The 13,683-nt window shown below is 35.6% G+C and carries 15 protein-coding genes; 6 read left to right on the top strand and 9 right to left on the bottom strand.

The annotated features are described in order from the left end of the window. Positions 1–162 precede the first annotated feature (162 nt). The 4 genes from ACFYKX_RS23330 to ACFYKX_RS23345 form a co-directional block, all read right to left on the bottom strand. Positions 163–1,674 carry an MDR family MFS transporter gene (locus tag ACFYKX_RS23330; RefSeq protein WP_389364090.1) on the bottom strand — a complete coding sequence of 504 codons (1,512 nt, stop codon included), beginning with the start codon at positions 1,672–1,674 and terminating at the stop codon, positions 163–165. 104 nt (positions 1,675–1,778) lie between these two features. Next, positions 1,779–2,222: a cyclic-di-AMP-binding protein CbpB gene (gene cbpB, locus ACFYKX_RS23335; RefSeq protein WP_389364092.1), complete on the bottom strand. Its 444-nt coding sequence runs from the start codon at positions 2,220–2,222 to the stop codon at positions 1,779–1,781. Positions 2,223–2,557: 335 nt separating this feature from the next. Next, the gene (locus ACFYKX_RS23340) at positions 2,558–2,695 is read right to left on the bottom strand and encodes a hypothetical protein (RefSeq protein ID WP_389364094.1); all 138 of its coding nucleotides are present in this window, start codon (positions 2,693–2,695) and stop codon (positions 2,558–2,560) included. A 137-nt stretch (positions 2,696–2,832) separates the two neighbouring features. Then, the gene (locus ACFYKX_RS23345; RefSeq protein ID WP_389364096.1) at positions 2,833–3,069 is read right to left on the bottom strand and encodes a YkuJ family protein; all 237 of its coding nucleotides are present in this window, start codon (positions 3,067–3,069) and stop codon (positions 2,833–2,835) included. A 182-nt stretch (positions 3,070–3,251) separates the two neighbouring features. Here ACFYKX_RS23345 and ACFYKX_RS23350 point away from each other — a divergent pair, with 182 nt between their 5' ends. Both ACFYKX_RS23350 and ACFYKX_RS23355 read left to right on the top strand, forming a co-directional pair. Next, positions 3,252–4,208: an MBL fold metallo-hydrolase gene (locus ACFYKX_RS23350; RefSeq protein ID WP_389364098.1), complete on the top strand. Its 957-nt coding sequence runs from the start codon at positions 3,252–3,254 to the stop codon at positions 4,206–4,208. 22 nt (positions 4,209–4,230) lie between these two features. After that, the gene (locus ACFYKX_RS23355) at positions 4,231–4,467 is read left to right on the top strand and encodes a glutaredoxin family protein (protein WP_389364100.1); all 237 of its coding nucleotides are present in this window, start codon (positions 4,231–4,233) and stop codon (positions 4,465–4,467) included. Positions 4,468–4,506: 39 nt separating this feature from the next. Here the strand turns inward: ACFYKX_RS23355 and ACFYKX_RS23360 are convergent, their stop codons facing one another. From ACFYKX_RS23360 to ACFYKX_RS23370, 3 genes are all read right to left on the bottom strand, one after another. Beyond that, positions 4,507–5,187 carry a DUF3993 domain-containing protein gene (locus ACFYKX_RS23360; protein ID WP_389364101.1) on the bottom strand — a complete coding sequence of 227 codons (681 nt, stop codon included), beginning with the start codon at positions 5,185–5,187 and terminating at the stop codon, positions 4,507–4,509. A gap of 246 nt (positions 5,188–5,433) precedes the next feature. Further along, the gene (locus tag ACFYKX_RS23365; RefSeq protein ID WP_389364103.1) at positions 5,434–5,667 is read right to left on the bottom strand and encodes a hypothetical protein; all 234 of its coding nucleotides are present in this window, start codon (positions 5,665–5,667) and stop codon (positions 5,434–5,436) included. A gap of 86 nt (positions 5,668–5,753) precedes the next feature. Further along, positions 5,754–6,968, bottom strand: coding sequence for an EAL domain-containing protein (locus tag ACFYKX_RS23370; protein ID WP_389364105.1), 1,215 nt, complete (start codon positions 6,966–6,968; stop codon positions 5,754–5,756). 154 nt (positions 6,969–7,122) lie between these two features. Between ACFYKX_RS23370 and ACFYKX_RS23375 the strand changes: the two genes are divergently transcribed. Then, the gene (locus tag ACFYKX_RS23375; protein ID WP_449257607.1) at positions 7,123–7,986 is read left to right on the top strand and encodes a C39 family peptidase; all 864 of its coding nucleotides are present in this window, start codon (positions 7,123–7,125) and stop codon (positions 7,984–7,986) included. A 224-nt stretch (positions 7,987–8,210) separates the two neighbouring features. Here ACFYKX_RS23375 and fadH read toward each other — a convergent pair whose 3' ends face one another. Further along, positions 8,211–8,975, bottom strand: a complete 765-nt coding sequence (gene fadH / locus ACFYKX_RS23380) for a 2,4-dienoyl-CoA reductase (protein WP_389364107.1) — start codon at positions 8,973–8,975, stop codon at positions 8,211–8,213. 267 nt (positions 8,976–9,242) lie between these two features. Between fadH and ACFYKX_RS23385 the strand changes: the two genes are divergently transcribed. Further along, positions 9,243–10,151, top strand: coding sequence for a PucR family transcriptional regulator (locus ACFYKX_RS23385; RefSeq protein WP_389364109.1), 909 nt, complete (start codon positions 9,243–9,245; stop codon positions 10,149–10,151). A gap of 123 nt (positions 10,152–10,274) precedes the next feature. Continuing rightward, entirely contained in the window at positions 10,275–11,366 is a 1,092-nt protein-coding gene (locus ACFYKX_RS23390) for an ABC transporter ATP-binding protein (protein WP_389364110.1), read from the top strand. A gap of 43 nt (positions 11,367–11,409) precedes the next feature. Here ACFYKX_RS23390 and ACFYKX_RS23395 read toward each other — a convergent pair whose 3' ends face one another. After that, on the bottom strand, positions 11,410–12,438 hold the full coding sequence (locus ACFYKX_RS23395; RefSeq protein ID WP_389364112.1) for a LacI family DNA-binding transcriptional regulator: 1,029 nt from the start codon (positions 12,436–12,438) through the stop codon (positions 11,410–11,412). A 337-nt stretch (positions 12,439–12,775) separates the two neighbouring features. Between ACFYKX_RS23395 and ACFYKX_RS23400 the strand changes: the two genes are divergently transcribed. After that, complete coding sequence (locus tag ACFYKX_RS23400; RefSeq protein WP_389364114.1) at positions 12,776–13,642, top strand: metallophosphoesterase; 867 nt, start codon at positions 12,776–12,778, stop codon at positions 13,640–13,642. Positions 13,643–13,683 lie beyond the last annotated feature (41 nt).

Consider the following 13,683-nt stretch of genomic DNA (forward strand, 5'->3'; position numbering starts at 1 on the left):
TTGCCTCGAGCTTCCTTCAGATTCCACGTCACCGTGGACACCCTTGCTTTCAGCTATGTACTTACCGCTACTTGGTCATACTCGGGACTTTCACCCGTTAGAGTTCGCCCATGCTGGGCGAACATAAAAACCGGATACTTAATCGCATCCGGTTTCTAATCATTAGTTTTCTTTTCTAGGAAGAAAGACGATGAGTACGAAGCTTATAATCGCAAAAATGAGTACAGCGATATATACAGATTGTAGTGATACCGTTAATCCATCCTGTAACACGTCTTTAATTCCTTCTGGGAGTGCAGCTCTTTGTTCTTCATTTAGCAGGATATTAGCAGAATCAAGGGTTAAATCCTCTGGTACCTCTTCCCCTTTACTCTGTATGTAAGACTTAATTTGACTATTAAGAATTCCTCCTAATAGCGCAGCACCGATGGTACTACCAAGATTACGCATAAACATATTTGCAGCGGTAGCAACCCCTCTTTGCTGCCAACTAACGGTACTCTGAATAGAAACGATAAAGGATGTTGTGGTTAACCCCATTCCAATTCCAACAAAGAAAGAGGCGACCGCAGCCCAAATGGGACCTGCTTCAGGAGATAGAGTTACAAATAAAATACTACCTACTATCAAGGAGACACCGCCAATTAGAGAAGTTGTTCTATAACCGACTCTTAGTAAAAGCTTACCCGCTACAGTCGCTGCAATTGGCCAGCCAATAGACATGGTCGTTAATGTAAAGCCTGCTACAATAGGTGATCGTTCCATAACCCCTTGAACAAATGCAGGTAAAAAGCTTGAAATCCCAATCAACATAACTCCTGTTGTTAACGAAGTCATATTAGCAATAAAAATGGAGCGCTCTTTCCATATCGTGAAGGGCATCATTGGTTCGGCAGCTTTTCTTTCCTGGAGGACAAAGAACACAAGAGCAATCATGCTTACTAAAAATAAACTAATCGTTGGTAACGAGGTCCATGCCCAATTTACTCCTCCTTCAACGAGAACAACCATTAACGTTGCAATTGAAATGGTTAGTAAAATAGCACCTGGGTAATCAATCTCGTGCTTCTTCTTTTCTACATCTTCATGAAGGTACATCCACAATACAATAATGGCTAGTATTCCTAGCGGGATATTAATCCAGAAGACATACCTCCAGCTAACAAATTCAACTAGTAGCCCACCTAATGCTGGTCCCATTACCGCAGAGATTCCCCAAACGCTAGACAAGTAGCCCTGTATTTTAGCCCTTTCTTCTTTCGTATAAATGTCCCCTACAATGGTACTCGCAATTGGCATAACAGCTCCGGCCCCGAAACCTTGTATAAATCTGAAAATAATTAGCATCGTCATGCTTTCTGCGAAACCACAAAGAATGGAGCCAACTAAAAAGATAATAATTCCAAATGTAATAATTGGTTTTCTTCCAAATAAATCAGATAATTTTCCATATATTAATACAGTCACAGCATTCATTAATAAATAGGCTGAAAACACCCAGCTATATTGCGAAAAGCCTCCGAGATCACCGACAATTGCGGGCATTGCAGTCGCAACAATGGTAGCTTCAATGGCTGCCATAAACATAGCAAGCATGACCGCAGCAAGGACAAATGGTCTTTTCGTCTTTTTTTGTTGTTCTCTTTGTATTTGTTTATGTATAGCCTCTCCCATTTTTGTCACACCTTTGTTTCAAAAATATTCGTAATGCCATTTTTTTGCGTAAAAAAAGGTAGCCCCCGAATGGAGGCATCTTTAGATTTAGATTTTAAAGACAATTACTTATTAAGTCGTCTAATATGCTTATTTAATTGATTTAATACCGTTCTTCTCGTTAGAATACCTTCAAAGACTTTGTCTTCACTTTCAATACAAAGGAATGGATGATCGACAAGTAGTTCTAGACATGCTTTTATGGTAGATTGGATCCCTAACCTAGGAACGTTATGATTCATAACTTCTTCAACCCGTTTTTCCTCTAACTGTTCAAATTCAATTCTTTCTAATCCCAAAATTGAATCCATAATAATGGGTGTGCTTATCAAACCGTGTAACTTATAATGAGGATCTAAAACAGGTATAGCTGTATAACCACTCTTCGTAAGAACTAATAATGCATGTTCTAAGTTATTTTTCACCTGTACATGAGCCACTCTCTCTGAAGGTATCATTAAATCTCGAATATCTATTTCTAAAAATTCGCCACTGTGTAGACTAATCATTGCAGAAAACTCCCCATAAAAATGTTTTCACTCTATCCTATTCTAACACAGTTTTGGAATTGATAAGTTCATTAAAGCTTTATAAAGTTTAGACCAATTATTCCATGGCGAATGCATCATGCTAAGTTTTATCCTTTGCTTGTGTGAATATCTTTGACTTCATAATGACATTTCGAACACAAATAAATGACATTTTGATTTGATTGTGCTGTTAGTACATGGTCCATTCTATCCTCGTACAAACAATTTGGGCACTTAACCGTTGGAATCATACTCTTCACCTCTTATATATATTTATCCAATAAAAGAGTTTCAATGTATGAGGTTGTTTAAGCCTACTTATCCTTCTTTAAGATATCCCGAATTTCCTCTATCGCTTTTCTAGTTTCAATTAATTCTTTCTTAGTATTGATTAAATCGGCTAACATCAACAACATCGTGAAAAACATAATCACCAAAAACAAGTAAAGCATCCAAACACCGCCTCGAAAAGTTCCAATTTTCTTTCCATACAAAAAGTAAAATTAAGGTTATTATACCATTCCCTTCATTTCCCATAAATGGATTAATCCAAAATAAAAAGGAACCGCTAAGGTCCCTATGTAAAAAACTATTGAATTAAATCAAAAATTTCAATGGTTATCATATCAATATTATCAAATTGATATCTTTTTGGTTTTTCCTTTTCATTGTAAACTTCTAACTCGAATGTTTCTGTCTTTGGGTGAAATGTAACCTGACACTTTCTTTCGCCGTTAACTTCAAAAAAGCGTTGAGCTGGCTCGCCCCCACTCCCTTGCTCTTGAAGGTTCTTTAATCTTGTAATAATACCTTGAAGTTGTGACATACTCTCTCTCCTTTCGAAAACAAACCTAAAAGATTACTCATAGGTTTCTCTTTTGACATTTTTCTATCCACACAGAATAAATTCAGAAAATTCAACCCTTTTTCTTTACATGTCAATATTAACAGCATAAAATAATGTCAGGTGTTTATACAAGTAAAAGCTGTAAAAAGGAGTGATTTTTTTTGAAAAAACCTACAAAGCTTGCCGAAAATTTATTTTTAATTGATGGATTTGACTTAAAGCTTGAAGAGCGAACTGGTACATACGTATTGACTGAGAAGGATCTAACCATCATTGAGACAAGTGCAAGCCCGTCAATCCCCTATGTTTTGGAAGGATTAGATCAACTAGGATACTCTCCTGATGATATCAAATATATTATCGTTACACATATTCATTTAGATCATGCGGGTGGAGCTGGGCTACTTCTTGAGAAATGTCCAAACGCCACGGTTATTGTTCACCCTAAAGGAAAACGACATCTTGAAGACCCATCAAGATTAATTGCTGGAGCACGTGCAGTGTACGGCGAGAAATTCGACCTGCTTTTTGATCCAATTCTTCCAATTCCTGAAGATCGTTTATTGGAAAAAATGGATAAAGAACAACTTTCCATTGGTGATAACTGTACATTGACTTTTTATGACAGTCCAGGCCATGCTAATCACCACTTTAGTATTCATCACTCTAGTTTAAATGGTATCTTTACTGGAGATACAGCGGGAATATCTTATCCACAGTTGTATAGAGATGGAATTGAACTCTATTTACCATCAACGTCCCCAAACCAATTTGATCCACAAAAGATGCTAACATCAATTGAATTATTTAAGAGCTTAAATCCCGATTTAATATTCTTTGGCCACTACGGGATGTCGGCGAACCCTCAAGAAGTATTTAAGCAAGTATCGGCTTGGTTGGATGAATTTTTAGAGGCAGCAAAGAAAGGATATGAAGAGGGAGAAACCATTGAACAGAAGGTTAAAAAGACGAATGATTTGCTCGTAAATAGATTAACGGAATACTTATCAACGAAAGGTGTTCCAAAGAATCATGAAGTAAATACCATCCTTGCTCTCGACATGGAAGTAAGTTCTATGGGATTGATTGATTATTTGTACAAGCTAACTAAGAAGTAACATTTACGGAGGAAGAAACATCGTGCAAAAGATTACGATTTTTACTCAACCAGATTGCCCACCATGTGAATTCGCGAAGCGCTTTTTAACTGAAAGTGGGTTTGAATATACTCTAAAGGATATCAAGCAGGATAAAGAGGCAAGAGATGAACTTGTTAATCGCTATCAGTCCTTTTCAACCCCAACTTTTGTCATAAACGATGTAATTATAACAGGGTTTGATATGGATAAGCTTAAAGAAGCTTTAAATATTGATTAAGCAAACAAAAAGGTAGGTGGACTCACCTACCTTAAATATTTATTTATAAGCTATCTTATTCTGAGGAAAGAGTGCGTATAGCCCGTCTACTTCATGTGTAGAAAAGTGGGCTCCTAAGCTAATAAACCCCTCTAATGGACTCATGAATAATTTCAACTGGGAATATGGACTAACAATGTCCTTTACACTAGAAGGTTGGTTAAATTCTATTTTTGCTGTTTGTTCGTTTTGAATGATGGTTTCAGGAATATTGTCGTATAAGTATTCTTGAACTTTCCATTCATCATCTATTTTCTTTAAGAGTAACCCTTCATAGTGATCTTTGTAAGTTACTGGACCCTCTCCATTGGCAGGAAAAAATTCATAAACATATATCTCATTCTCTTGAAAGACGACATTTGTATGATCGGAAAATTTAAAGAAAGGGATATAGTACAAAGCAAAATCGGTTCCAAAAGTTATGAACTTCCCGTCCATTTCAACTAAATTCTCCTCCAAGAAAAGTCCTCTATAATCCTCTGAAAAAAAAGGAGAAAGTATATCATTTATTTCTTCAAGGGTTCTTTCATGCTCGTTAAGTGAAACTTGTGCTTCAAAAGCGTACTCTAAAAATTCGAGTACATCCTCTCTCTTTTCTAAATTCATTTGTGCTTGGGATATAGAAGGAAAAATAAACAAGATTCCGAGAAAAGTTATCAAAATTGCCCTTAGTTTTTGCAATGTATCACTCTCCTTACCTTTTATAAGTACTTACCATTTTATCAACAAATATTTCTTAATATTCACATAATCGTTCGTAAAATAGCGGGACATTATGACATAAAAAATATATTCTTTCTTGTATAACTACCCTTTCTGACAAAGTATGTAACATAAAGTCAGATTTTCGATGAAAAGTCCAACTAAAGTGCTATTAAGAATCCCCTTAAAAATGCTCAAAATAAATAGGCCCTCTGAAAGAGCCTATTACCATGCAATAGCTGCAAAAGTTATGATTAAAGCTACTAGAGCAACCATAATTGCGTAAGTTAAAAATATTGGATTTCTTATATAAGCGTGCTCCTGAACTTTTTCTGGAATACTTGAATCTAATACACCCTTTAAAGCTTTTTGGTTTCTTGCAACAGCAAGAGTGTAGCCCAATGAAAAAACAAGTACACCAATTGAAATAACCATCAATATAAACATATATTGACTCAAAAATATCCTCTCCTTAGGAAAGTTTTATTTATAGTGTTCACCTAAAGGAGAGTTAGATACCTACTTTATTCAACCATTTCTACCAATTAGAGTAATCCTTCTTGATTAAAGAGGAACTCATAAGATAGATCAATGAATAAATAATGTGTTGAATTTAAAGGATAGGAAAAAGTTCGAATGGTGGCACCTGTTTCAATGTCACTGTATAGATCAGACAATATTCCTTTTCTTTCATTCCGCATTCTTACAATATTCTCTAAGAAGTAAGGGCGCCAACTCCAATTTTTCCGAATATATTCAGGCTGCATCATCCATAAGTCTTTGCTTTTAAAGATGTTAGCTGATTCTTGAAAACCATCCTCGTCACATACATACATTCTAAAAGCAATATGATCCATTTCCCTTGCAAGGTTTTGAAGAAGTTCATTATAACCTTGATATTTCTTATATTTGTTTAAAAGTTCTTGTGTTTTCACTTGAAATGTTTCTGTGATTGCATATAGTTTCTCTAGTCTTTTCTTTTCATAATTAATAAATTGATGACACTCTTGTTTTAACTTTTCCTTTAATATATCCCTATCTACAAAGGAAGAACAGGGTCGGTGTAGATAGAACCCTTGATAATACCTCCCGCCGTTTTTCCATGCAAATTGAAGCTGGTAAACCATTTCAATGTTCTCAAATAATAAAGTCGCCCCAATTTTTCTTGCCAACATAGAAAGTGAATACAAAATATCTGTAAAAGAAGAAGCAGTTTGTGTGGATCGCAATGCCTGAAGATCAACTTTTAAGATATCAGGGGAAAGTTGCCCGATTCGATCTAAATGACTACTATCATTCCCTAATTTATCTATAGCTATTTTAATTCCATACGTCCTAAAATAATTCAAGAGATGATCAAGATGTTCAATATCTCCATTGTAATTTCTTTCTGAAATTTCCAAAACTAGTCGATTAAGCGGAATCCCTTGTTCTGAAAACTGTAATAGAAGGTGTAGAAATTCTTCCTCATCATCGTGCATGAGGAGATCCGCATCTCTGTTAATAAATATGAGAACATCTTGCTCAAGTTCCAAACTAAGTTTCAACGCTTTTGTTAAAACAATATTGTCAATTTCAAGTCGGTATTCTTCCGGAATTGCTTGATCTAAAAAGATTGGTCCTAAACTTAAATAGGTGTCACCCTGTTTATATCTACCCAAAATTTCATACCCAATGATACGATGCTCATCGGCGCTGAATATCGGCTGAAAAAAAGGGTGTACATTGTCTAAATCTGTTAAGACATCCAACGCATCCATTTACATCCCCCCTTATGTATGAATTATAATTATACTATATATTCAATATTTATTTATGATAAAAATGTTACCTTTGGCAACATGATACCATCATAAACCCCTTTTGAATACGGGAAAATAACACTAAAGCTAAGGTAGAAAGAAGGTTTTCAACTTGAAAAAACTATCCTTTCTTTTAGCATTTTTTTTATTGTTGGGTTGCAGCCAAAATGAAACGGTTGCTGACGAGCAGAATGAAAGAAGTATAGCCCCTAGCAAGGAAACACAAAACAACAAAGACAGCAATAGCTTTAGTATAAAAAGGAAACCTTTAAATAAAGGTAAAAGTTTAACAAAACAGAGTCTGGGTTCTAAACCAAAATCAACAAGTAAAGCAATCAACAGTCAGAAAGAAAGCACTAAAAGCAAATTACCTCAGAAAAAAGAAAAAGTCCTATTAGATGTGCCTTTAATCAAACAGAATCCTGAGTTAAAATATGGTTGTGAAGTAACTAGCCTTACGATGGTTCTTCAGTACGCTGGAGTTCAAACGGATAAAATGGATTTGTTCGAGGGTGTCAAAAAGGATCGTGACCCCCTTGTAAAATCGAATGGAGACATTTTGAAATGGGGAGATCCTGGTGATGGGTTTGTAGGCGATATGACAGGTAATAACCCAGGTTATGCAGTATTTGATAAACCTATCACAGATTTAGTGAATGAATTTTTACCAGGAAGAGCTATAAATTTAACAAATAGAAGCTTTGATGAAATTTTAAATCACGTTTCTTCAGGATACCCAGTAGTTGTTTGGACCACCGGAGATTACCGGCTACCAGACAGATGGGAATCATGGAAACATGGGAATAAAGTGATTAAAACTCCGCTTGATTTACATGCTGTTGTGTTAGTAGGTTATGACACGGATTATGTTTATTTAAATGATCCTCTTTCAGGAAAAAAACAAGTTAAAGTTTCTAAAGAAAGATTTATCTCCTCTTGGGAAGCCTTAAAGTGTAGAGCAGTTAGTTATATATAATAAAATAACGGCTGAAAATAAATTAAATCAGCCGTTATTTTTCTAGGCTGTTTTCGCTTAGATTGTTGCTATTCTAATATGGTCTCCAGCACGGCTTCTATGCTGCTTTGTGGCATCTTTTCTGCCCAAAATAAAGAAAACAGCACCATAATCCGTTTAAGAGCAGTTCAAAGCACTTAAATAGCAACAAATTTTATGAAAAGAGCCTTTATCAAAAGGAACTACTAGAACGGATTCTGATTTAGCCACTGTCCTCCATCCATAGTAATACAGTCACCATTAATATATGCTGCACCATCCGAGAATAAGAAGAAGGCAAGCTCAGCAATTTCTTCTGGAGTTCCTAGTCGGCCAAGTGGAACACTATCTAATGTTCTTTTTGCTGCTTCATCGGATTCCCATAAACGATCTGCGCCTCCTGTTCTCTCAATTGGCCCTGGTGCGATAGCATTTACACGTATGCCATATTTTCTCCCCCACTCCACAGCAAGAGTTCTAGTCATAGATAATACTCCTGCTTTTGCGGCTGCAGAATGAATAACACCCGCACCTGCATTCCATGCATATGTAGCCACCATATTTATGATGCTTCCCTTAACCCCATTGTCAATCCAGTACTTACCTACTTCACTACTACAGTAGAAAGTTCCATTTAGCACAATGTTAATAACGGAGTTCCACCCGTTTGCTGACAACTTCTCAGCAGGACAAATGAAATTTCCTGCAGCATTATTAACTAGATAATCAATTCTTCCAAAGTGTTGAACCGTCTCATTTACCATATGCTTAACATGTTCTATTTCCCTAACATCCATTTGAACAGTTAATACTTGACCTTCTGCAGTTTCTATTTCGCTTTTCGCTTCCTGAAGTCTTTCTAAATTTCTTCCAGTGATGACTACTTTTGCTCCACCTTCAGCAAAGCGTTTCGCCATGTACTTTCCCATACCACTGGAACCACCAGTGACAATCACAACTTTATCTTTCATAGTAAATGCCCCCTTTTAAAAAATGAATGTTCATTCATATTAATTTTACCACTATTTAGAGAATTTTCGTACAATTTTTCTTTTTCTATCAAACAATCAGGGTTCATAGTCTTTTTACACGATAACTTATCGGTTGGTGGGATATAAAAGATATCTTATAATTAGCTTAGAACTTGCTTTACGATCTATAATAACCTCTAATGAACACCATCTCTGCTAAGCTGAATTCCACATCAGACATTATTCAAAATAAAGGAGTTATAAATAGTGCTTGAGAACTTAAAACACCATTTTAAGGACAAAATGATATATAGTTACGAAACATCGAATCAAGCAACACATTACCGCTGGTTTACAAGCAAGGAAGGTCAGACTTTTGCCATAGATACAACAAGAGTAACATCTCAAGAACTCGAACTTCTATCAAGTCTCTTTCAGGTCACTAGTGAAATTAAATTACTAATGAATGAATCGGAACAGTTTTGGTATTCTTACTTATTTGAACAAAAGGAAGTTAATCAAAACAGCTACGCTGTAGGACATTGGTATAGATGCGTCTTTTTTAGATTTGATAAAGAATTACCAGATCTACATAGCTTTATCGATGTACTAAAAGAAGGGTTCTTTGCAGAAGTAAGTGTCATCTGGAAGAGCTTAAAAGAAGGCATTATTTTAATGGAAAACCCAATAGATAACAAAATAGAAGATACTGTATTTACAGACTTAGTAGAGGCAATTGCTAGCGATTTTTATACGAACCTCTACTTATATATTGGATCGCCTGTACAAGGAACAAACTTAAAGAGGCAATTTACATGGGAATCTAAAGCTGCTGAAACGATAAAAACCTTTCTACCTTCACAAAAGGTTAGCCATTTGCCTGAAGCTATCCCCTTTATCATGATAGAAAATGTACCAGATGTATTAAGAAGGGATTTATCAGTGTCTGTTCAAAACTTGTTAGTTGAGGATAGAGAACTAATTCAAACCATTAGGGTTTATTTAGAATGTGGCCTTAATGCCAGCACTGCATCCAAAAAGCTTTATATACACAGAAATACTCTACAATACCGATTGGAAAAATTCCACGAAAAAACAGGGATTGATGTACGTACTTTTAAAGGCTCTGTTGCAGCATATTTGAGTATTTTAGTGTCTGAGTACTTAAATAATTGATTAATTGTAACAACTGCATAATTATTGATGAGCTTATTTGTGCATGTTAACGTTTACACACTCTGCCCAGAATTTTATGATTAAGAAGAGAAAAACACGATAAATTTAATTGAGGTGTTAACAATGGCAGAACTTAAACTAGAACATATATACAAAATTTATGATAAAAAGGTAACAGCCGTAGAAGACTTTAATCTTCATATCCAAGATAGAGAGTTTATTGTTTTTGTTGGTCCGTCTGGCTGTGGAAAATCGACTACGTTACGTATGATTGCTGGCCTTGAAGAAATTTCTAAAGGTGATTTCTATATTGATGGGACAAGAGTAAATGACGTAGCTCCAAAAGATCGTGATATTGCGATGGTATTCCAAAACTATGCCTTATATCCACACATGAACGTATATGACAACATGGCATTCGGACTTAAGCTTCGAAAATTCAAAAAAGATGAGATTGACCGTCGTGTTCGTGAAGCTGCAAAAATTCTTGGCTTGGAAGAATATTTGACTCGTAAACCAAAAGCTCTTTCTGGCGGGCAGCGTCAACGTGTTGCTTTAGGACGTGCAATCGTACGTGATGCAAAAGTCTTCTTAATGGATGAGCCTTTATCAAACTTAGATGCAAAGCTCCGTGTTCAAATGAGAGCAGAGATTATTAAGCTTCACCAAAGACTAAATACAACGACTATCTATGTAACACATGACCAAACAGAAGCAATGACGATGGCTACAAGAATCGTTGTTATGAAAGATGGCGTCATCCAACAAGTAGGTACACCTAAAGAGGTTTATGATAAGCCGGACAATGTATTCGTAGGTGGATTTATTGGAGCACCTGCAATGAACTTTATTAACGGGAAGCTTGGTGACGGTGTTTTCCAAACAGGAGACATTAAAGTAAAAGTTCCTGAAGGTAAAATGAAGGTTCTTAAGGACTACCTTAACAAAGATATTATTCTCGGAATTCGCCCAGAGGATATTCATGATGAGCCATTGTTCTTAGAATCTTCACCGGACACAAAAGTTACTGTAAAGATTGATGTAGCTGAATTAATGGGTGCTGAAACCATTCTTTATACAGCACTTAACAATCAGAATCTAATTGCTAGAATTGACTCTCGTTCTGACATTAAAAACGGCGAACAATTAGATCTTGCTTTTGATATGAACAAATGCCACTTCTTTGATGCTCAAACTGAATTAAGAATTAAATAAAATAGCAAAAAGAACTAACCCCTCCAGGTTAGTTCTTTTTCGTTTAATTATCCAATAACCGACTAGTAGTCGATTTCCTTACTACTAGACGATGAGGTACAATGACAGATCTTGATACTGATTCTTCTTGTTTGATTTGTCTGATTAATAATTGTGCAGCTGTATAACCTAGCTGATAAATTCCTATATCAATAGTAGTCAATGGTGGAGTAGCTAGTTCAGACATGGAAATATTATTAAACCCTACAATCGAAATTTCTTCTGGAACTTTACATCCTAACTCATATAGTCCCTTTAACACACCTAGGCCAATAATATCGTCCGTAACGATTATAGCTGTAGGACGTTCTGGAAGGCTTAACATAAATGAAATGGCATTATAACCACTCTCTTGTAAGAATTTAGCCTCTGTAATCCAATCAGGGCGACTTTCAATTCCATATTCTTGCAGCGCTTTTTTATAACCATCCTCACGGTCCCGTGATACTAACAAATCCCTTGGTCCACTTACAAAGCCAATTCTCTTATGACCTTGTTCAATTAGATGTACGGTTGCATCATATGAAGCCTTGACATTATCGTTATCTACATAGAAAATGTCCTTTTCCTCTTTTGGTCTACCAATAATAACAAAAGGAAAATTACGTTCCATCAATAGTGGAGTCATTGGCTCTTTCTCTCTTGAAGTTAATAGTATTACTCCATCTACCTTTCCACCAAATACTAGACGGTTAAAAGCTTCCTTTTCTTCGGTTTCTGTACTTCCTGCTGACATCAATAAATCAAACCCTACATAATTTAAATATGCATTTATACCTCTTAATACCTCTGAGAAAAAGGGGTTAAGGAAAACCTCTTCTGCTGATAGTGGTAAAATAAGGCCAATTGTTTTTGTACTCCTGGAAACTAGACTCTTTGCCATTAAGTTAGGGTGGTAACCAAGAGTTTCCATGGCTTGTTCCACCTTCTTAGTTGTTTCTAAACTTATCTTTTGATTTTTAGATATTACTCTAGAAACTGTAGAAGGAGATACCCCAGCTAATTTAGCAACATCCTTTATTGTTATCGCCATGTGATCCTCCGTTTAATTTTACTTTTATATGCTAACGATTGCATTATTCTTTATCATATACAAATATGCCTTCTAAAATAATATTGTACTAAATATTGAATAGTGATGGATAGAGGAAATTAATAAATAAATGAATAAGTTCCAATAAAACCATAAGAATTGCTCATTTGCACCTAATTAGGCAAACGTTTGCAAAAATGACAAGTGTTAACTGTACATCAACAGAAAAATAAACTATTGTAATAGTTTATAATCCTACATTTTAAAAACCCCCTTCATTTTCATCATTTAGTTTGGTAGTATTAATAAGATATTTAATGATAGGTTGGGTCTTAACATGCCAAAAAAGGTTTCAAGAAGGTCATTCCTAAAAAAAGCAGTAGGCAGTGTGATTGCCACCATTGGGCTTAGCTCTGGTGGATATTACTACGCTAGAGAAATTGAACCAAATTTGCTAGACATCGTATTTGAGATGATCAGTCACAACGATATTCCTGAGGGATTCAATGGTTTTAAGATTGTTCAATTCAGTGATACACATTTAGGCTTTCAATATGATCTAACACAACTTGAGAGTTTAGTAGAGAAAATCAATTCTTTAAAACCAGACGTTATCTTTTTTACTGGAGATTTAATTGATGAACCCAATCGTTTCTTAGATGGCGAAAGAATTATTCCGATTCTACAAAGACTTGAAGCTCCATTTGGAAAGTTTGCCGTATATGGAAATCATGATCACGGAGGATACGGATCAGACATTTATCGAAACATTATAGAATTATCTGGTATGAACCTACTGTTAAATGAAGCTGAAGAAATCAAGTTAATTGATAATAGTAGTATTTATGTAGCTGGAATAGACGATGCCATGCTCGGGAGGCCTGATATTCAAGTTGCCATAGAGAACGTGCCAGAACATGCCTTCAAGATATTGCTCTCCCATGCTCCAGATTTAGCAGATGCAGCATCAACATTTGGAATTCAACTCCAACTAAGTGGTCACAGTCACGGAGGCCAAATACAAATTCCTTTATTAGGTGTACTCGTGAAACCTCCATTTGCGGAAAAATATTACGAAGGCTTTTACTCCATAGGGGAAAGGTTAACTTTATACGTTAACAGAGGACTTGGAACGACACGTCTACCGTTTCGTTTTCTATCTAAACCAGAACTTACGGTTTTCACTCTACAATCTAAGAATTAAAAAAGGTAAGAATCACATTGGTTGGATTCTTACCTTTTATA

Origin of the sequence: Cytobacillus spartinae (assembly GCF_042865285.1) — a bacterium.
GTDB lineage: Bacteria > Bacillota > Bacilli > Bacillales > Cytobacillaceae > Robertmurraya_A > Robertmurraya_A spartinae.